This is a genomic window from Verrucomicrobiota bacterium (genome assembly GCA_016871675.1).
GTDB lineage: Bacteria > Verrucomicrobiota > Verrucomicrobiia > Limisphaerales > VHCN01 > VHCN01.
In genome coordinates this window covers 13,719-32,647 of sequence record VHCN01000017.1, presented here as the reverse complement: position 1 = coordinate 32,647, position 18,929 = coordinate 13,719, and the positions used below count along the sequence as shown (strand labels likewise).

Here is an 18,929-nt window from a genome sequence, read left to right as displayed (position 1 = left end):
AATTCAAGCGAGTGCGAACGATCCACTCAGTTCCAGCCATGCAGCGGCTCGCCGGTTCGTGGCGCCGCCGCGGCCGTCGAGTCGCCCTTGTCCCCACGATGGGCTTTCTGCACGAAGGCCACTTGAGCCTCATCCGCCGCGCGCGCCGCGCGGTGGGCTCACGCGGGATTGTCGCCGTGAGCCTCTACGTCAATCCTGCGCAATTCGCCGCGGGTGAGGACCTCTCCCGCTATCCCCGCGACCTGCCGCGGGACACGAGGCTCTGCCGCGCGGAAGGCGTGGATGTGTTGTTCGCGCCGGATGACGCTTCGATGTATCCGGCGGCTGGCGGCGGGTTCAGCACGTTGGTCGAGGAAACCGCCGTGAGCCGGACGATGGAAGGCGCATCGCGGCCGACCCACTTCCGGGGCGTGACCACGGTCGTCGGCAAACTCCTTCACATCACCCAACCCGACCTCGCCGTGTTTGGCGCGAAGGATTTCCAGCAGGCCGCCGTCGTCCGCCGGATGATCCGCGACCTGAACTTCCCGGTGAAACTAATCCTCGCCCCGACGGTGCGCGAGCCGGACGGACTCGCGCTGAGTTCGAGGAACAACTACTTGAGCCCTGATGAACGGGCGCAAGCGACGATTCTCTCACGCTCGATCCGGTTTGCTCGCGCAAGGGTTCGCCGGGCGCGCGAACCGATACCCGCCGCGAGTTTGAAGCAGGAACTTCGCAAGCTCATCGCGACCCAACCCGCGGCGAGGGTGGACTACCTCGAGTTCTTTCACGCCGCGACATTCGAACCCGCGCCCGCGGCCGCGCGCGGCATTCACTTCGCGCTCGCGGTCTTCGTCGGGCGCACGAGGTTGATCGACAACGGGAGGCTCTGATGCGACCTCGCGCCCCGTGAGCGGGGCACTCCCGGGTTGAAGCCCGTCCGGGGAAGGGCAGCCATGATGGCGTTGGGAGAAATCGTCAAAGAATTCCTCGTGGAGGGCCACAAGAACCTCGACCGGTTGGACCAGGACTTCGTTCGCGCGCCGGTCAACGCTTCCGACCCCCCGCCCGGATTCGCGCGCGTTCCAGATCCTCCCGCGTGTTCACATTGGCCAGCGCGCGCAACGCGGCCCCGCTCACACGAACCTGCTTCGCGCCGGTCTCCCGCGCGAGGGATTGCAGTGAGAACTCCCCGCGGGCGATCAGCGCCCCGGCGACTCGGAGCGCCCCGCGCCGCAGCGCGAACGGAAACCCCGCGACCCGCCGCTGCGTCACGAACGCCGCGGTTGTCCGGCCGCGCATCAGGCCGGCGATTTTCCGGATGAGCGCGGGCGGAACAAACGGCATGTCACACGCGAGAAACACCAGCGCGTCCGCGCGGCTTCGCCGCAACGCAGTCACCACGCCCCCCATCGGCCCGCACCGCGGCACCGCGTCACGGCGCACGATCCGGACGCGGAGTCCCGCCGACGTCGCCGCCGCCGAGACAAGGGCGAGCATCGGGCTCCGGCCGATTCGCGCGCGCGCCTTGTCACGGCCCATCCGCCGGCTCTGTCCGCCCGCGAGGATGAACACCTCGCACCCGGGTTTCGCCGTTGCCTTGGGCGTTCGTCGTCGTTGCACGCGCGAATCATCACACCCGGTCCCCCTCGTGCAAGCCCGCGGACTTGACTTCACGGTCGCGCCGCGAAACATACGCGCGGACGCATGAAGCACTCCAAGACGCCGCGCAACCTCCCGTCAGCGAGGGAACTTCGCGAACTCCAGGTCGAAATCGATTTCTTCGAGGGATTGGCCGTCGCCGACCCTGGGAATCCGGATGTCCTCCGCGCGCTCGGGGACAATTATACGCGCGCGGGCCGCCACGCGGACAGCCTGCGCGTGGACGTAACGCTCGCGCGCCTGCTGCCCGACGACTCGATGATCCACTACAACCTCGCGTGCAGCTACGCGCTCACGAGCCAGATCGAGCGGGCCATTGAGACGCTGCAGCGCTCGATGGACCTCGGCTTTCGTGACTTCGAGTGGATCGATTCCGACCCCGATCTCACGCCGCTTCGCAATCATCCGCTCTTCGGCGCCGTCCGCGCCAAGATCCGCGCGCTCCAGCGGTGCAGGCACTGACCGCCGCGCGCGCAACCCTGCGATGAACGTCACCGTTCGAGGCCGCAGGCGCCCGTTCCGCACGGTGAGTTTTGACGCGGCGCGGAACGAAGTCGTCCTCATCGACCAGCGGTGCTTGCCCCACGAGTTCAAGCTCGTCCGCACGCGCGACTTTCGCGAGACCGCGGAGGCCATCCGCGACATGACGGTGCGCGGCGCGGGAGCGATCGGAGCGACCGCCGCGTTCGGACTCGCGCAGGGCGCGCGCGCCTTTTGCAAGGGCGGGCTCGCGAAGTTCGAAGCCCATGTCGAGCGCGTCTTCGAACGGCTGAAAGGCGCGCGCCCGACGGCCGTGGACCCGGTGAACGCGATGCTTGAAGTCCGCGCGCGCCTCGGCGCCGGGACGACCGTCGCCGGCCGGCAAGCACGCGCGCTCGACGCCGCGATGGCGTTTGCAGACGAGGATGTTTCCCATTGCGAGGCCATCGGCCGCCACGGGGCGAAGCTCGTGCGCGCGGGGGCGCACGTGCTCACCCATTGCAACGCGGGCTGGCTCGCGTTCGTGGACATCGGCTCGGCCACGGCGCCGCTCTACGCCGCGCAGGAGCTTGGGCGGAAGTTCCACGTCTTTTGCGCCGAGACCCGCCCGCGCTCGCAAGGCGCGACACTCACGGCGTGGGAACTCTCGCAGCAGGGCATCTCGCATGAGATCATCGCCGACAACGCGGCGGGCCACCTGATGCAGCAGGGCGAGGTCGACCTCGTGCTCGTCGGCAGCGACCGCACGCTCGGCCGCACGGGCGAGGTCGCGAACAAGATCGGCACTTACACCAAGGCCGTGCTCGCGCACCGTCACGGCATCCCGTTCTACGTGTGCATCCCGCTCTCGACGATTGACTGGAATCTCCGGCGCGGTCGCGACATTCCCATCGAGGAGCGGAGCGGGGACGAGGTGCTCGGGGCGTGGGGCACGGTCCAGGGTCCGAAGATGTCCGCGCGCGCGTATCTCCGCGTGGCGAACCCGGGAAGCCGGGCGCGCAATCCCGGCTTCGACGTGACCCCGCCGGAATTGATCACGGGAATCGTCACGCCCGCCGGCATCTTCAGGCCGTCCGAACTCTGGCGCCACCGCGCGCAACTCGGAGGGCCGCGGTAGCGGGCAGTTCCCGGTTGCCGTTCGAAACTCGGTTGCTGCCCTGCGCCGCGTCCGGCGCAGAAAACCCGCTCAGCCACTTCAACATGAATCCCACGGCACTCATCGACAAGGTCGTCAACCGGGCGGTGCTTGGCGCGGCCGAACTCACCGGCCGCGCGGCCTGACCCCCGGGCGGCGCTCCAGGGAAACGCTGGAGAATCGTTTCAACCACAACGACACGAAGGACACGAAGAAGGCGGGGACGCCAAGCCTTGCCCCTTTGTGTCCCTCGTGACTTTGTGGTTCAGGAACGCGCCTCCGCCACGAGCAACGCGCGAATCTGTTCCACGCCCGCCGTGCCCGTCGTGCCGAGTTGGTGGACCACGATGGAGGCCGCGGCCATGGCGAGTTCGAGCGACTCGCGCAATGTCGCGCCCGCGGCGAGCGCGGCGGCGAGGTTCGCGGTCACGGCGTCGCCCGCGCCCACCACGTCTATCGGTCCGCGCGCGGGCGGGGCGGCCACGTGCGCGACTTCGCCCGCGGGCGTCGCGCCGATGATGCCGCGCTCGGACAAGGTGACGAACACATTGCGGCCGTGTGTGTGCGCGAGTTTCCGCGCGACCGCGCAAAAGTCGGCCATGTTCGATGTCGCAGCCATTCCCGTGAGCGCGGCGAGTTCAGCCGCGTTCATCTTGAGCATCACGTCGGGCCAGCCGCGAAGCGAGCGTCGGCTGTCGCCGATGACGGTCTTGACCGGATAACGCTCCAAGGCCGTTTGCAAAGCCCCGAGCAAGGCTGTGGTCACGACACCGGTGTCAGCCACGTTCACCTGGTCCAGCACGACGAGCGCATCCAGACTCGGGAGCACGACGTTCAGGGCGCGCATCACTTCGCCAGTCACGACCGCGGGCGTGGGTGACCAGTTCTTGCTGTCGAGCCGGTTCAATTCCACGGGCGGCCTGCCGGGGGAGACGACCAGCGGCTTGCAGTAGGTGAACGTCCGCCGCAGCGGCGTGCGCACGAAGCCACCGGGCCGGACGCCACGCAGGCCCGACAATGCGTTTTCCAACTCGAATCCCTCGCCATCCTCACCACGGAATCCGATCGTGTGTATCGTGAGGACTCCCAGGCTCACGAGGTTGTTGGTCACCGTCCCCGCTCCCCCGGGTTGCGAGCGCACGTTCACCACGTTGTGCACGGGCAGGCCCGTCTCGATGGACGTCTCCTGCATCGCCGGGTCAATTTCGAGGTAGCGGTCCAGGCAGAAGTCGCCGACGACCGCGAGGCGCAGCGAAGCGTAGCGCGAGGTGATTTCGTTGAAGCGGGCCGGAGTCACGGCTTCGTCAGCGCGGCGAAGAGGTTGTGCAGAAACGCCACGTTGTCGCATTGCGCATAGTGCATCGTGCCGCCCATGCGCGAGTAGCTCTTGCAGAAGCGCAGGTAGTAGGCCGCATTGTCCTTCGGCGGCTCGCCTTTCGACCAGTCCCAGCCGCCGCCGTCCTGCAAGTCCACCACGTAGATGTGATGCCCGGCCACGACGGGCCGGCCTTGCGCGAGGCGGATGTTGTTCACGCAGCTCAGGCTCTTCTCGAACACCTGCGGCCCCATGATCGCGGAACCGACCGAGAGCACCACGCCGCCGTCAAGTCGCTCGACCGCGCCGCCGAACCATTTGAAGTCCGCCTCCGCCGCGCGGCCGAGCGCCGCGCCGTTGAACCACGGATGATTCGCGATGATGTCGTAGCCGATGCCCGGATGCACCGTGAACGGCACGTCGTGGCGCACGGCCTGAGCGAGCGGCGAGACATTGCGGTTCGGGTGCAGGTGAATCTGGGGTCCGGGTTGCAGGCCGAACTTCCGCATCGCGCGCGCGAGGTCGAGCTTCGCCGGCGCCAGCGGATCCATCGGGTGACCGGCCACGGCTTCGAGCAATTCCCTCTCGGCAGGCAGGATGGCGCCGTCTTCGTAGATGAACGTCCCGAGCGAGCGGCCGAAGCCGAGTCCGCGCGCGCCGCCGGCCAGCAGCGCGAGGTGGATGAGCCGGCCGGTTTCGTCCCACGTGCCGAACGTGCCGGTGGCGACGTTGTCGCGCACACTCTCGGTGGAGCGGCCGAGGTAGCTGAATTCCCAGTCGTGGATGATGCCCGCGCCGTTCGTCGCAAGGTGCGTGAGCCAGCCGCGGTCCAGCATCTGGCAAAGCAGCAGGTGCGCGCCGTTCTTGATGAGGTGCGCGCCGTAAATGAGCATCACCGTGCGCCCGCCCGCGAGCGCCTCGCGCACGCGTTGCGCGCAACCGTGCACCAGGTCGCTGGCTCGCGGCTCCAGCGCGGGTGGCTGGGACGATGGCTCGATGAGGATGTCTTCCACGCGCGCCTCGCTGCGGCGCCCGGCAAGCGGGAAGACCCTGACCTGGTCGAGGTCGAGCGGTCGATGCGGATTCAACATCACAGCATCCTTCCTCCTGCTTCACTGCCCAATCCCAATCCTGCTCTTGACCCTGATCCTCGGGCATCTCCGCGAACAGGAAGGAGATGAGGAGCAGCATGGGGATTAAGCGGGAAGGTCGCGTTCATCGTCGTCACTTTCCCAGCAGCCAGTCCATCAACGCCACCCCATCGCGGAAATCCGGGATCACCACGTCCGCGCCGACGCCAAGCAGCCGCTCGCGCTTCCACTCGTCGAAACGGCCGGAGCCGTTGTGCGCCTCGTCGCTCGCGACCGCGACCGCGAGGCCGCCGGCTTCCTTCGTGTTCTCGATCTCCACATAGCCGTCGCCGAAGGCGAGCAGTTGCTCGCCCGCGATCCCGTTCTCCCGCAGCAGCCGCTCGATGACCATCTTCTTGGAGAATTGCCTGAAGTCGTCGAGCGCGCCGTAAACGTGGCCGCCGAAAAACTCCGTGATCCCGAGCAATCCCGCCTCGCGCTTCACGAAGACCTCGTCCGTGCCGCTCGCCAGATACAGCGTGAGTCCGCGGCGGCGGAGGTCCGCGAGCAACGTGCGCGACCCGAGCACCAGCAAGGTGTCGGGCGCGATCGCGCCGCTGCGAAGTCCGTCGGTGCGCGAGCGGATGCGTTCCTCGAGGCGGCGGAGATACTCGTGCTTATACCACAGCGGCTCGCGCGGCTCGCCGCCGCGCTCACGGATGCGCTCGGCGAGCTGCATCATCTGGTAGATGGTCTGCTTGCCGTTGAGCCGCATGATGTCGCCGGTCATCAACCGCGCGAGATCCGCCTCGGTCTCGCCCGGCCGGCGCGGGAGCATCTCGACGAACATCGGGACCATCACCGCGGGCCAGCCTTCGCGGATGAGCGACAGCGTGCCGTCGAAGTCGAACAGCACGTGGCTCACGCGCGGGCGAGGCGCGAACGCGGGCGTGAACTCGACCAATCCGGAGAACTTCGGGGCGGCGGCGACCATGTGACGGCATCTTGCGCGAGCGGGGCGGGGAAGGTCAACGGCGGGCCGAGTGCCGCGCGGGCGTTGCCGGAGTTCAGTCGCTGCCCATGTCTCATGGGACCTGTTCGACCTGTCGCCGCTCCGGCCCGACCCACACGCACAGCGCGGACGCCACTCCCAACCCCGCACACAGCGCCCAAAGTTGGGGAGCGTCGTGCGCGTAGAGCGCGGTGCCCCATGTCGGCCCCGCGATGAGCCCGAGCGCCCAGACCACGCTCACCATCCCCAGGTAGCGCCCGCGCATGTGCAGCGGCGCGAGTCCCGCCACGTAAGCCAACGAGACCGGCGACGCGAGCATCTCGCCGAGCGTCCACACGAGCACCGTGCCCGCGAGCGTCCATGCGTCGCGCGCGAACGCCGTCAGCGCGTAGCCGAGGCCTGTGAGCAGGTAGCCGAGCGCCATCACGGGCCGCGCGGGGAGCCGCTGCGTGACGCTCGTCAGCGGCAGTTCGCAGATGACCACGATGAGCCCGTTGAGCGAGATGAGGACGCCGTAAGCCGCGCTCGACAGCCCCACGTCGCGCACGTGAAGCGGCAGCGACGCTGTCATCTGGAAGAACACGAACGTGATCGGCGCAACCGCGAGCAGGAAACACAGGAACTCCCGGTCGCGCGCGACCTGCTTCAAGTCCGCGCGCCAGTCCGCCTTGTCGCCGCGCTGGCGTTCGCCGTCGGGCAGCGTCGCCAGCGCGATGACCCCGAACAGCGCCGAAGTGATCGCATCGCCGATGAAGAGCCAGATGAACAACTTCTCCGCGAGAAAGCCCGCCGTGGCCGGGCCGCACGCGAAGCCGGCATTGATCGCGAGCCGATACACCGCGAACGCGGTCACGCGCTTCTCCGGCGGCGCGAGGTCCGTGACGAGCGCCGAGCACGCGGGCCGGTAGAGTTCGCTCGCCGCGCCGAGCAGCAGCGTGAGCGCGGTGATGGTGGAGAACGTCTCCGCCTGCGAGAGCGCGAGCATCGCCGCCGCGCCCGTGAACATGGAGAGCGCGATGGTGGTGCGCCGGCCGATGCGGTCGGCGAGCCAGCCGCCGAGTGCCGAGGCCGCGAGGTGTCCGACTCCGTAGGCGCCCACCGCCAGGCCCGCCTTTGCAGGCGAGTGACCGTGCTTCGTGAGGTGCAGCACGAGGAACGGCATCACGAAGCTGCCGAACTTGTTCACGAACGTGCCGGCGAAGAGCATCCACAGCGGGCGCGGCATCGCGCGCAAGTCGGAGGCGAGGTTGGCGAACACGGCGCGGACAATACGGGCGCCAATGGCCGCGTTCAACCGCGCCGCACGCCGCGCTCCCGCGCCCGCAACCACGCGGTGGCTCCCTCGAGTTCGCTGAATTTCCCCTCCAACTGCGCCTCGAATGCGGCCTCGAGGATTTCGGAGAAATGCGGCCCCGGTTTCATGCCGTGCTCGATGAGGTGGCGGCCGAGCAGGATGGGCCGGGGGGAGCGGTTTTGCAGTTCGAGTTCGGCGGCCTTGGCGCGAAGCGTCGCCACGGTCTCGGGCACGACGCACGGTTGCGGCGGCCGGCCGAAGCAGTCGGCGGTGATGACCACGCACAAGCCCTCGATGGTCTCGGGCGCGAGGCGGCGCGCGAGCCGGCGCACGCCCCGGTCGGTGATCGTCTGCAAGTGCGCGAGGTGGCACTTCACGAGCGGCGGCACGCGTTCACGGAGCGCGTTCGGCGCGTTGATGCGCGCGAGGAACGCCTCGGCCAGCGGCACGCCCGCCTCGTCGTGCCCGGGCGAGACGATCCGCAGGCGGCCGTCCTTCTCCGCGCGGTGCGTCGTGGTGGCCTTGCCGAAGTCGTGCGCGAGCACCGCGAGCATCCACGCGATGCGCGAGTCCCCGGGCGCAGCCCGCCACTCGGGGAGTTTGGCGAGCGCATCGCAGCAATGGCATGTGTGGATGAAGACATCGCCTTCAGGGTGCCACTCCGATTCCTGCGGCACGCCGCGCATCGCGTCGACCTCGGGGAAGTGCCCCAGCCAGCCGGCGTCGGCGAGGAACTTCAGCCCGGCGGAAGGCACGGTGCTCTTGGCCGCCCATTTGAACCACTCCATGCCGACGCGCTCGACTGCGAGCTCGCCGAAGCTCGACGCGATGCTGCGGCACAACGCGACCGTTTCCGGCGCGGGAGTGAGCTCGAAGCGCGACGCGAACTGCATCCCGCGCAACACGCGCAAAGGGTCCTCGGCGAACGCCGCGCTTGTGTGGCGCAAGACGCGGTTCCCCAGGTCCGCCTTCCCGCCGTGAAAGTCGAGCACCTCGCCCGCGCGCGGGTCGAACATCAGCGCGTTGATGGTGAAGTCGCGCCGGCCCGCCGCTTCCGCGGGCGTGATGTTCGGATCGAACCCGACCAGGAATCCCGTGTGCCCCGGCGCCACCTTGCGGTCGCGGCGCGGGATGCTGAAATCGTAGCCGATGCCGCTGCCCGTGGTGAGCTTCACGACCCCGAACGAACGGCCGACGAGGTCCGTTCGGCCGTGCCGGCGCAACGCGGGTTCGAGCTGCTCGTAGTTCACGCCGAAGACTTCGACATCGAAGTCCTTCACGGCGAGTCCGAGCAGCGAATCGCGAACGCACCCCCCCACGAGATACGCGCGCCGCAACTCGGGCGTCTCCGCGAGAATGCGGCGCAGTTCGGCAGGCAGTTGGACGTGCACGGGCGAACCCTCCCACAGCCAGGGGCCGATGGCAAAGCGTCCGACGCGACGCGCCCGCGCGGTTTGCTTCCTTGCACCGTGCGCGGGGCTTCCCTTAAATCGCCGCGTGCCGGCCAAAGTCATCGTTGTCGCCAACCAGAAGGGGGGCGTGGGCAAAACCACCACGGCGGTGAATCTCGCGGCGTGCCTCGCGTGGGCCGGCCGCCGCGTGCTGCTCGTGGACGTGGACCCGCAGGCGAACGCGACGAGCGGCGTGGGCTTCGAGAAACTTCCCGGCGCGAGCGCCTACGACGCGCTGCTCGGTCAGGGCGCGCTCGCGGAGAAAATCCAGAACACCGCGTGGGAGCGCCTCGAACTGGTGCCCAGCGAGCCGGACTTGTGCAGCATCGAAGTCGAGCTCTCCCGGATGGAGAATCATCTGCAGCGGTTGCGGCTTGCGCTGGGTCCCGTCGCGTCGAACGGACGGTTCGAGGTCGTCCTCGTGGACTGCCCGCCCTCGCTGGGGATGCTTACGCTGAACGCCTTTGCCGCGGCGGATTCACTCATCGTGCCGTTGCAGTGCGAGTATTACGCGCTCGAAGGCATCTCGATGATCAACCGCGTGCTCACGCAGCTCCGCGACTCCGGCGTAAACCCGAAGCTCGAGTTGCTCGGCGTGTTGATGACGATGTATGACGCGCGCACCCGGCTCGCGCGGCAGGTCGTGGACGAAGTCCGCCAGCACTTTGGCGAGCTGGTGTTCGAGACGCTCATCCCGCGCACGACGCGTCTCGCGGAGGCGCCGAGCTTCGGCAAGCCGATCATCGCCTACGACAAGTATTCCGCTGCCGCGGCCGCCTACGAGTTGCTCGCGCAGGAGGTCGCGGCGCGGTTGAAGCTCTGACGCCTGGACTTCGCGCACTTCTTTCTTCTCACGCGGCCGCGGCGCGATAGGCTCCGCGCATCCATGAAACGGGTCCTCCTCGCATCCCTCGCCGCGTTCGCCTCGTCCGGTCTCGGCGCCGCGCCCGGTGGCGTCGAGGCGATGCTCGCCCGTGAAATCATCGGGCCGCGGCTCACGCAGGCGGAGGTCGAGGACTACGTGGAGAATCACGTCCCGCTCATGCCGGCGGTGAAGTCCGCCGGCGACTGGGACAGGCTCGCGTCGAAAATGCGCGCGGACGTGCTCGACTTTGTGGTGTATCGCGGCGCGGCGGCGCAATGGCGCAACTACGCAGGCAAGGTCGAGTGGCTCGACACCATCGAGGGCGGCCCCGGCTACAGCATCCGCAAGCTGCGTTACGAAGTGCTGCCCGGCATGTGGACGTGCGCGCTGCTCTACGTGCCCGCGCACATCAGCGGCAAGGTGCCGGTCCACCTCGCCGTCAACGGCCACGACGCGAACGGCAAGCAGTCGCCCTACAAACAGGTCCGCTGCGCGCACCTCGCGCGCAACGGCGTCATCTCGCTCAACGTCGAGTGGTTCGGCATGGGGCAGCTTCGCACGCCCGGCTTTGCGCACGCCTCGATGAACCAGCTCGACCTGTGCGGCACGAGCGGGTGGGCGCCGTTCTTCCTCCAGATGAAGCGCGGGCTCGACATCCTGCTCGCGCTGCCGCAGGCGGACCCGCAGCGCGTCGCCGTCAGCGGGCTTTCCGGCGGCGGCTGGGGCACCATCATCATCAGCTCGCTCGACACGCGCGTGACACTTTGCAACCCGGTGGCCGGCTACTCGAGCTTCCGCACGCGCGTGCGCAACCACTCCGACCTTGGCGATTCCGAGCAGACGCCGAACGACCTTGCGCTGTGGACCGATTACGCGCACATGACCGCGATGCTCGCGCCCCGCGCCGCGCTGATCACGAAGAACGCGAAGGACAACTGCTGCTTCGCGAGCGGGCACGCGTTGCAGCCGCTGCTCGACGCCGCCGAGCCCATATACAAGCTGCACGGCAAGCCGGACCGGCTCCGTTCGCACGTGAACTACCTGCCCGGCAACCACAATTTCGACCAGGACAACCGCGAGGCGTTCTACCGCATCGTGCGCGACGTGTTCTACGGGGGCAGCCACGAGTTCGCCGCGAAGGAAAGCGCGCTGCCGTCCGACGTGAAGCCGAAGGAGCAGCTCGACGTGCCGCTGCCCGCGGACAACGTGGACTTCAACAAGCTCGCGCTCACGCTGGCGAGCAGCCTGCCGTTGAACGCCGGCGCGCCTGCGGACGCGGCGGCGCTCAAGCCGCGCCGCGCGAAGCTGCGCGACATTGTCCGCGCGAAGGACTACACCGTCGAAGCCGGGCGCGCAGGCGCGGAGGAGAAGGACGGCGTGAAGGCCGTGTTCTGGCGGCTCAAGCTCGCGGGCGAATGGACGCTGCCCGCGGTCGAGCTCACGCGCGGTGAGGCGAAGACAACGGTCGTGCTCATCAGCGACGCCGGGCGCAAGGCGTCCGCCGCCGAGGTCGAGAAGCACCTCGCCGCCGGGCGGCGCGTCGTGGCGGTGGACCCGTATTACTTTGGCGAGTCGAAGATCGCGTCGCGCGACTGGCTGTTCTCACTGCTGCTCGCGTCCGTGGGCGACCGCCCGGTGGGGTTGCAGGCGAGCCAGGTCGGGGCCGTGGCGCGTTGGGCGCACAAGCAGCACGGCGCGCCCGTCTCCCTCGCGAGCATCGGCCCGCGCACCAGTGTCGTCGCGCTTGTCGCCGCCGCCCTGGAGGAAAAGTCCGTCGCCTCGGTGGACACGGTGGAGCCGCTTGGCAGCCTCAAGGAATTGATCGGGCGAAACGTCGCCGTGAGCCAGCAACCCGAAATGTTCTGCTTCGGTTTGCTCGAGCACTTCGACGTGCCGCAGCTCCGCGCACTGGCGAAGCGGTGAGATCCGACGTGTCCGGCGGGTCCGACCTGCCCGTCTGCCCCCTGCTGAACCTGCCGCCAATGGGCGACCACCTGATCCAACGATTTGATTCGGCCTCCGCGCTCGCCGCAGGAGTCGCCGGGCTCTGGATCGAGCGCCTCGCGTGCCGCCACGCCTCGGCGCCCGTGTTCACCGTGGCCCTCCCGGGAGGGCGCATCGCGCGCGACTTGTTCGGCTCCACAGCCCGAATCGCCGCCGAGCGCGGGGTGAGCCTGCGGGACGTGGCGTTCTTCTGGGGCGACGAGCGCTGCGTGGCGCCGGAGGATCGCGAGAGCAACTTTCGGGCGGCTCACGAGGGGTTGCTCGCGCCGATGCGCGTTCCCGCTGCGCGCATACACCGCATTCGCGGCGAGTTGCAGCCGGAGGTCGCCGCGCGGGACGCCGCGGCTGAGCTGGTTCGCCTCGCGCCGGCAGGTGCAGCAGGCAGGCCCGCGCTCGATCTGGTGTTTCTCGGCATGGGTGAGGACGGGCACGTCGCGTCGCTCTTCCCCGGCGAGAGCGACGCGGTGATGGACTCCGCGGCAATCTACCGGGCCGTGACCGCGAGCAAGCCGCCGCCGCGCCGCATCACGCTCGGTTACGGGGTCCTCGCCGCTGCGCGCGAAGTGTGGGTGCTCGCATCGGGCCCGGGAAAGGAAGCCGCGCTCCGGGAATCACTCCAGCCCGAAGGCACAACGCCCCTGGCCCGGCTGATCCGGTTGCGTGAGCGCACCGCCGTCTTCACGGACATCGCCTGAGGGCGCGAGGGTGAAACTCCGCGATGCGTCACCGCGGCTTCATCTGCGGAAACAGGATCACGTCGCGGATGCTCTCCTGCCCGAGCAGCATCATGCAGAGGCGGTCGATGCCCAAGCCCATGCCGCCGGCCGGCGGCATGCCGTGTTCGAGCGCGATGAGGAAGTCCTCGTCGAGTTTCTGCTGCTCGCCACCGGCCTGGTGTTCGAGGCGCTCGCGCTGTTCGATGGGATCGTTCTGCTCCGAGTAGGCGGGCGCGATTTCCTGGCCGTTGATGCAGCACTCGAAGACCTCCACGCACGCCGGGTCGTCGGGAGAGAGCTTGGCAAGCGGCACGAGTTCCTTCGGCAGATGCGTGACGAACGTCGGCTGGATGAGCGTGGGCTCGATGAGCTTCTCGAAGACCGCGCCGGTCACCTCGAAGTCGGCGTAGTCCTTGGTGATCTCGGCGCCGAGATCGTGCGCGCGCTGGCGGCGGCCGGCGGGCGAAATGTCGAACCAGTCCGCGCCGGCCTTCTGCTTCACGAGGTCCGTGTAGCGGACGCGCGTCCACGGCGGCGTGAGGTTGATCGTCTTGGTGACCTTGCCCTCGGCGTCCTTGTGCTCGATCACGAGCGTGTCGAGCACCGCGGTCGCCACGTGGCAGATCATGCCCTGCACGAGTTCCATCATGGTCTCGTAATCGCCATAGGCTTGATACGCCTCGAGCATGGTGAACTCGGGGTTGTGTTTCCGTGAGAGGCCCTCGTTGCGAAAGTTGCGGCCGATCTCGAAGACCTTGTCCACGCCGCCGACCAGCAGGCGCTTGAGGTAAAGTTCCAGCGCGATGCGCAGGAAGAAGTCGCAGCCGAGCGCGTTGTGATGCGTTTTGAACGGCTGCGCCGCCGCGCCGCCGGGGATGGCCTGCATCATCGGCGTCTCGACCTCCACGTAGCCCTGCGCGTGGAGGTAGTTGCGGATCTCGTGGAGAATCTGGCTGCGCTTGAGGAAGGTCGCGCGCACGTCGTCGTTCGCCATCAAATCGAGATAGCGCTGGCGGTAGCGGATTTCCGTGTCGGCGAGGCCGTGCCACTTCTCGGGCGGCGGTCGCAGCGCCTTGGCGAGCATGGTGAAACTCCCGGCCTTCACGGAGATTTCTCCCATGCGCGTCTTGAACATCGTGCCCCTCACGCCGATGAAGTCGCCGAGGTCGAGGTGCTTGAAGAGGTCAAACGGCTCGTCGCCGAGCGCCTGCTTCTGCGCGTAAACTTGGATGCGGCCGGACTGGTCCTTGAGGTCGGCGAACTGGCTCTTGCCCATGTCGCGGCGCGACGTGAGCCGCCCGGCGATGGCGACGGGCGCGCCCTCGGCCAGCTCGCCGCGCTCGAACTTCGCGCGCGCCTCGGCGCACCCGATGTCCGGCGTGAACCGGTTCTTGAACGGGTCCATCTTCTTCGCGCGCAGCGAGGCCAGCTTGGCGCGGCGCTGTTCGATGAGTGAATTCGTGTCGTCCATGCGGCGCGCCGATGAAACACCGTGAGCGCGCCGAAGTCGACAGGCTTTCTGCTCGCCGACAGGCCGGGCGCGGGCTACGTTGCGCGCATGACCGCCTTGCCGAGGCCGGAAGTCATCCTCACGCACGAGAGCGACCTGGACGGGTTGCTCTCGGGCATGTTGCTGCAGCGGCTGGCGCGGAAGCTCTTCGCCGCGGACATCCCGCTGGAGGCGTATCACTACAACATGTGGAAGCAGCGGCCCCTGCCCGAGAAGGCGGCGTGGGTTGCGGACTTGAGTTTCGAGCCGAGGCTCGACCGGTCGAACTGGGTCATCCTCGATCATCACGCCACGACTGCCGTGCCCCGGCAGGCGCGGCTCATCCACGACCCGGCGAAGTCTGCCGCCCTGCTGTGCTACGAGCTTTGCCGCGAGGCCGGCCTCGCCACGCCCGCGCTCGACCGGCTCGTTCACTTGAGCAACGTCGCCGACCTGTTCCTCGATGACGACGCGGATTTCGAACTGGCCAACGACTACGCGAGCCTCGTGAAGGTTTACAACTTCTGGAACCTCCACGCGCTCGTGGAGGGCGAGCCCGATCGCCTGCTCGATCACCCGTTGCTCGAAGTGATGGCCGTGAAGCACCGCGTCGAGGATCCGCTGGGTTACGAGTGGAGCCGCGCGAATGTGCGGCGGCTCAGCGACTCGGTGGGCTTCGTGGACACCGTGATCGGCAACGTGAACCGGATCGTCCACCGGATGCTCGAGCAGCAGGCGACGCCGCATGCCGTGCTCGCAACGTTTTTCGTGAAGGGCAACCGCACGGTGATCGCGAGTTTTCGCAGCCGCGACGGCTCGGCGCTGAAGGTCGCGCAACTCTGCCAGGGAGGCGGGCATCCCAACGCGGCGGGCGCCACGCTTCCGAAGCACGTCCAGAATGTCCCCGACGCGATCGAGTATCTGCGGCTGCTGCTCGACCCGCCATCGAGGAAGGACCCGCCCCTGAACAACCTGGCCGCCGTGTTCGCCGCGGCCGAGGCGCGGCGATAGTTGCGCGAGCCTCGTCGCGGCAATCATCGACCGACCCGATGCTGTCCACACCCGACATTCCCGCCGCCGCCGGGCGGGCGAGGCTCATCCGCGACGCGCTGCCCGAAGGCGGTCTGTTCGCCGGCCAGCAGTGGCGGATTGCGCCCGAGCCCTTCGCGATACCGCAGGAACTCGCGGCGGAACTCGAATCACTCGGCCGCGTGCTCCTGCAATTCTACCGTGCGGTGAACCTGCTGTATCGCCGGAGCGTCGAGGGCAGGCAGCCGGCATGGGTGGCGCGCTGGCTTGACCTCGGCAAACCCGCGTCGCTGGTTGAATTGCAGCGCGACAACGCGTTCAAGAGCGACCTGCCGCGCGTCATCCGCCCGGACATTCTCCTCACCGAGTCGGGCTTCAGCATCACCGAACTCGACAGCGTCCCCGGTGGCATCGGCCTCACGGCGTGGCTCGGCAAGACTTACTCGCGCGCGACGAGCGGGCCGGGAGACGACGGACCGGATTCGCGGACAACGGCCCCGGTCGAAGTGATCGGCGGCGCGGGTGGAATGCTCGACGGTTTCACGAGCATTTTCGGCGCGGCGCCCCGCGTTCACGTTGTGGTCTCGGAGGAGTCCGCCACGTATCGACCCGAGATGGAGTGGGTCGCGGCGGAGGTTGGCGGTTCGAGGATTCAGGTTCAGGAACCGGGGTTCACCGCCTTCGCGGCGGGCGACGCGGTGTATCGGTTCTTCGAATTGTTCGACGCGGCCAACGTCCCCGGCGCGGCGTCCCTGTTCAAAGCGGCGCACGAGAAACGCATCCGCCTCACGCCGCCGCCCAAGCCGGTGTTCGAGGAGAAGATGCTCTTCGCGCTGCTCTGGAACCGGAACCTGCGCGACTTCTGGCGGCAGGAATTGGGGTCGGGCTTTTTCAACCACCTGCTCGCGCACGTGCCGTTCTCGTGGGTCGTGGATCCCGCGCCGCTGCCGGCGCACGCGGCGATTCCCGAGTTAAATCTCACCGACTGGCGACAGCTCAAGGCTCTCTCGCAGCACGAGCGTGAATTGATTCTGAAAGTGTCCGGCTTCTCCGAGCACGCGTGGGGTTCGCGCGGCGTGTTCCTCGGCTGCGACCTGTCGGCGGGCGACTGGAGCGCGGCGGTGGACCGGGCGATCGCGGAGTTTGAGCGCACGCCGTTCGTGCTGCAGCGCTACCACAAGCCGCGCGCGGTTCAATCGCGGTGGTTCGACTTCGACCGAGGCGAGGCCGTGCCGATGACTGGGCGGGTGCGGCTGTGTCCCTACTACTTTGTGTCCGGCGAACACGACGCGGCCCGCGCGAAACTCGGCGGCGTGCTCGCCACGATTTGCCCCGCGGACAAGAAGATCATCCACGGCATGAAGGACGCCATCCTCGCGCCGTGCGCGGTCGGGGCGCAGGCCGCGGCGGGCGGGGAAGGGGAGGAGACGGGATGACGTTGTTCGCCTTCACGCTGCTTGCGTTCAGCTCGTTGTTCGTGATCGTGGACCCGATCGCGACGATCCCGGCGTTCCTCGCGATGACGCCCCGGGACACGCCCGAGCAACGCACACGCATGGCGCGGCTGGCGTGCATCGTGGCGGCGGCGGTGCTGGTCACGTTCGCCATCGTTGGCAAATGGGTGTTTCGATTTCTCGGCATCAGCGTGCCGGCGTTTCAGATGGCCTCGAGCGTGGTGCTGCTTCTGGTCGCGCTCGACATGCTGCGCGCGAGGCGCTCCACCGTGCAGGAGACGAGCGAGGAGACGCACGCAGGCACGGAGAAGGACGACATCGCAATCACGCCGCTTGCCATGCCGATGCTCGCCGGGCCGGGCGCGATTTCCACGGCCATCCTGCTGCACAACCAGGCCGCGACGCTCCAGCAGATGATCGCCCTCCACGGCTGCATCGTCGCGGTGTGCGTCGTGAGCTACTTCATCTTCAAGCTCGCCGCGCGCGGGGCGAACTGGATCAGCCCGATCGCGATGCGCATCTTCGCGCGGGTGATGGGGCTGCTGCTCGCGGCCGTCGCGTTTCAGTTCATGATCAACGGCGTCGTGGCGTTGTTGAAGGAGCACGGCGTGGTGAAGTGAGCGTGTGACCCGGCGGGCCACATCCATTTCGCGGAGATCAACCCGGCGACGGGCAAGCCGTCAGTCGCCGTGAACCCCAAGGGAGAACGCCTGCTCGCGTGGGCCGAGGGCACGGGTTGGCAAAAGGGCGGTTCGCTCGTGTGGCAGTTGTTCGAGGCGACGGGCCGGCCGCTCGGCGAACCCAACCGGGTGGAGAACGGCGTCGCGGTTTGGAGCTTCGCGGCAGCGCTGGCGCGGGCGGATGGGAGTTTCGTGGTGCTGCACTGGCGCGCCGAGACGTGGTGCGAAGGGCACCGGACTTTTGTCGTGCGGGGGGAAGCGACGCACAGCACCGCGCCGCCTTCACTCGCAGATTCCGACGTCGAAATGCCGTGTCGCCGACCTTGGTGCCGGCGCGCGTTGCCCCGCAGCCCCAAGGCGCACACGTTCACCGCGGCCGCTCAAGCCGCCGGGGCGTCGCCGACCTGGAAACGCACGAATCTGCGGAGGGTGATCTCGTCGCCGATTTGCTTGGACACGGAGGCGACGTGGGCCTCGACCTTGAGGTCGGGGTTCTTCACGAAGCCCTGCTCCAGGAGGCAGGAGTTCTCGTAGAATTTGTTGAGCTTGCCTTCGATGATCTTGGTCATCGCCTGCGCGGGCTTACCCTTCACGGAGTCGCTTTGCGCGATGATCTCCTTTTCCTTCTGGACGAGCGTGGCCGGAACTTCGGCGCGGCGGATCGCCGTGGGGCTGGCCGCCGCGATTTGCAGGGTGATGTCGCGGACGAGCTGTTTGAAGGCGTCCCCGGAAACGGTGGCGGGATTACCCGCGCCGACTTCGACGAGCACGCCGACTTTCGCGCCGGTGTGGATGTAGGCGGCGACGAGGCCGCTGCCCTGAACCTCGAAGCGCTGGTGGCGGGATATCTTGATGTTCTCGCCAATCTTGGCGACGGCGGCGACGCGGTCGGCCTCCAGGCCGGTCTCAAGGGAGGTGCCGGATTCGGTGGCGATCTTCCGCGCGATGTCATCGCACCAGGCGCGGAAGGTCTCGTTCTTCGCCACGAAGTCGGTCTCGCAGTTGATCTCGACGATGACGCCCGCGCGGCCGCCGTTGACGATGTGCTGGGAGATGACACCTTCGTTCGCGGCGCGCGAGGCCTTCTTCGCGGCGCTCGCGACTCCGCGTTTGCGCAGCAAGTCCACGGCGGCCTCGATGTCGCCGTGGGTTTCCACAAGGGACTTCTTGCATTCCATGAGGCCGGCGCCGGTCATTTCACGGAGCTTGGCGACGGCGGATGCGGTGATTTCTGCCATGAGGGTTGGAGAGTGAGGGGTTGGGGTTGGGATGGAGGATGCGTCGAACGCCG

Annotated in this window: 17 protein-coding genes; 9 read left to right on the top strand and 8 right to left on the bottom strand. The window is 68.0% G+C overall.

The genetic code is table 11. The features are described from left to right. Nucleotides 1-11: 11 nt before the first annotated feature. Nucleotides 12-875 carry a pantoate--beta-alanine ligase gene (locus FJ386_05870; protein ID MBM3876231.1) on the top strand — a complete coding sequence of 288 codons (864 nt, stop codon included), beginning with the start codon at nucleotides 12-14 and terminating at the stop codon, nucleotides 873-875. Between the two features lie 154 nt (nucleotides 876-1,029). Here FJ386_05870 and FJ386_05865 read toward each other — a convergent pair whose 3' ends face one another. After that, nucleotides 1,030-1,677 carry a molybdenum cofactor guanylyltransferase gene (locus tag FJ386_05865; GenBank protein MBM3876230.1) on the bottom strand — a complete coding sequence of 216 codons (648 nt, stop codon included), beginning with the start codon at nucleotides 1,675-1,677 and terminating at the stop codon, nucleotides 1,030-1,032. A 12-nt stretch (nucleotides 1,678-1,689) separates the two neighbouring features. On the opposite strand from FJ386_05865, the gene FJ386_05860 reads away from it, so the two are divergent. Together FJ386_05860 and mtnA are read left to right on the top strand one after the other, a co-directional pair. Then, nucleotides 1,690-2,106, top strand: a complete 417-nt coding sequence (locus FJ386_05860) for a hypothetical protein (protein ID MBM3876229.1) — start codon at nucleotides 1,690-1,692, stop codon at nucleotides 2,104-2,106. A 22-nt stretch (nucleotides 2,107-2,128) separates the two neighbouring features. Continuing rightward, nucleotides 2,129-3,241 (top strand): S-methyl-5-thioribose-1-phosphate isomerase, encoded by a 1,113-nt coding sequence (gene mtnA, locus FJ386_05855; GenBank protein MBM3876228.1) that lies wholly within the window; start codon nucleotides 2,129-2,131, stop codon nucleotides 3,239-3,241. A gap of 283 nt (nucleotides 3,242-3,524) precedes the next feature. Here mtnA and FJ386_05850 read toward each other — a convergent pair whose 3' ends face one another. The 5 genes from FJ386_05850 to FJ386_05830 form a co-directional block, all read right to left on the bottom strand. Beyond that, complete coding sequence (locus tag FJ386_05850) at nucleotides 3,525-4,556, bottom strand: carbohydrate kinase (protein ID MBM3876227.1); 1,032 nt, start codon at nucleotides 4,554-4,556, stop codon at nucleotides 3,525-3,527. Then, nucleotides 4,553-5,665, bottom strand: a complete 1,113-nt coding sequence (locus tag FJ386_05845) for a hypothetical protein (GenBank protein ID MBM3876226.1) — start codon at nucleotides 5,663-5,665, stop codon at nucleotides 4,553-4,555. Before FJ386_05845 ends, FJ386_05850 begins: the two co-directional genes overlap by 4 nt. A gap of 133 nt (nucleotides 5,666-5,798) precedes the next feature. Continuing rightward, nucleotides 5,799-6,638, bottom strand: coding sequence for an HAD family hydrolase (locus FJ386_05840; protein ID MBM3876225.1), 840 nt, complete (start codon nucleotides 6,636-6,638; stop codon nucleotides 5,799-5,801). A gap of 91 nt (nucleotides 6,639-6,729) precedes the next feature. Then, nucleotides 6,730-7,914: an MFS transporter gene (locus FJ386_05835; GenBank protein MBM3876224.1), complete on the bottom strand. Its 1,185-nt coding sequence runs from the start codon at nucleotides 7,912-7,914 to the stop codon at nucleotides 6,730-6,732. 32 nt (nucleotides 7,915-7,946) lie between these two features. Continuing rightward, complete coding sequence (locus FJ386_05830) at nucleotides 7,947-9,464, bottom strand: polynucleotide adenylyltransferase (protein ID MBM3876223.1); 1,518 nt, start codon at nucleotides 9,462-9,464, stop codon at nucleotides 7,947-7,949. On the opposite strand from FJ386_05830, the gene FJ386_05825 reads away from it, so the two are divergent. From FJ386_05825 to pgl, 3 genes are all read left to right on the top strand, one after another. Continuing rightward, nucleotides 9,370-10,224: a ParA family protein gene (locus FJ386_05825; protein MBM3876222.1), complete on the top strand. Its 855-nt coding sequence runs from the start codon at nucleotides 9,370-9,372 to the stop codon at nucleotides 10,222-10,224. The two genes, FJ386_05830 and FJ386_05825, sit on opposite strands and share 95 nt — an antisense overlap. A 63-nt stretch (nucleotides 10,225-10,287) precedes the next feature. Beyond that, nucleotides 10,288-12,189: a hypothetical protein gene (locus FJ386_05820; protein MBM3876221.1), complete on the top strand. Its 1,902-nt coding sequence runs from the start codon at nucleotides 10,288-10,290 to the stop codon at nucleotides 12,187-12,189. Continuing rightward, complete coding sequence (pgl, locus tag FJ386_05815; GenBank protein ID MBM3876220.1) at nucleotides 12,186-12,965, top strand: 6-phosphogluconolactonase; 780 nt, start codon at nucleotides 12,186-12,188, stop codon at nucleotides 12,963-12,965. The genes FJ386_05820 and pgl overlap by 4 nt, the downstream gene beginning before the upstream one ends. Nucleotides 12,966-12,993: 28 nt before the next feature. Here pgl and lysS read toward each other — a convergent pair whose 3' ends face one another. Further along, nucleotides 12,994-14,457: a lysine--tRNA ligase gene (lysS, locus tag FJ386_05810; GenBank protein ID MBM3876219.1), complete on the bottom strand. Its 1,464-nt coding sequence runs from the start codon at nucleotides 14,455-14,457 to the stop codon at nucleotides 12,994-12,996. A gap of 87 nt (nucleotides 14,458-14,544) precedes the next feature. Between lysS and FJ386_05805 the strand changes: the two genes are divergently transcribed. The 3 genes from FJ386_05805 to FJ386_05795 are packed head-to-tail and all read left to right on the top strand — an operon-like array spanning nucleotide 14,545 to nucleotide 17,578. After that, nucleotides 14,545-15,486: a DHH family phosphoesterase gene (locus FJ386_05805; GenBank protein ID MBM3876218.1), complete on the top strand. Its 942-nt coding sequence runs from the start codon at nucleotides 14,545-14,547 to the stop codon at nucleotides 15,484-15,486. A 38-nt stretch (nucleotides 15,487-15,524) separates the two neighbouring features. Then, a complete protein-coding gene (locus FJ386_05800; protein ID MBM3876217.1) occupies nucleotides 15,525-16,940 on the top strand; it encodes a hypothetical protein in 1,416 nt (471 codons plus the stop codon). Then, nucleotides 16,937-17,578 (top strand): MarC family protein, encoded by a 642-nt coding sequence (locus FJ386_05795; protein MBM3876216.1) that lies wholly within the window; start codon nucleotides 16,937-16,939, stop codon nucleotides 17,576-17,578. The genes FJ386_05800 and FJ386_05795 overlap by 4 nt, the downstream gene beginning before the upstream one ends. A gap of 440 nt (nucleotides 17,579-18,018) precedes the next feature. On the opposite strand, the gene tsf is transcribed toward FJ386_05795, so the two are convergent. Next, nucleotides 18,019-18,876, bottom strand: coding sequence for a translation elongation factor Ts (gene tsf, locus FJ386_05790; protein MBM3876215.1), 858 nt, complete (start codon nucleotides 18,874-18,876; stop codon nucleotides 18,019-18,021). Nucleotides 18,877-18,929: the final 53 nt, after the last annotated feature.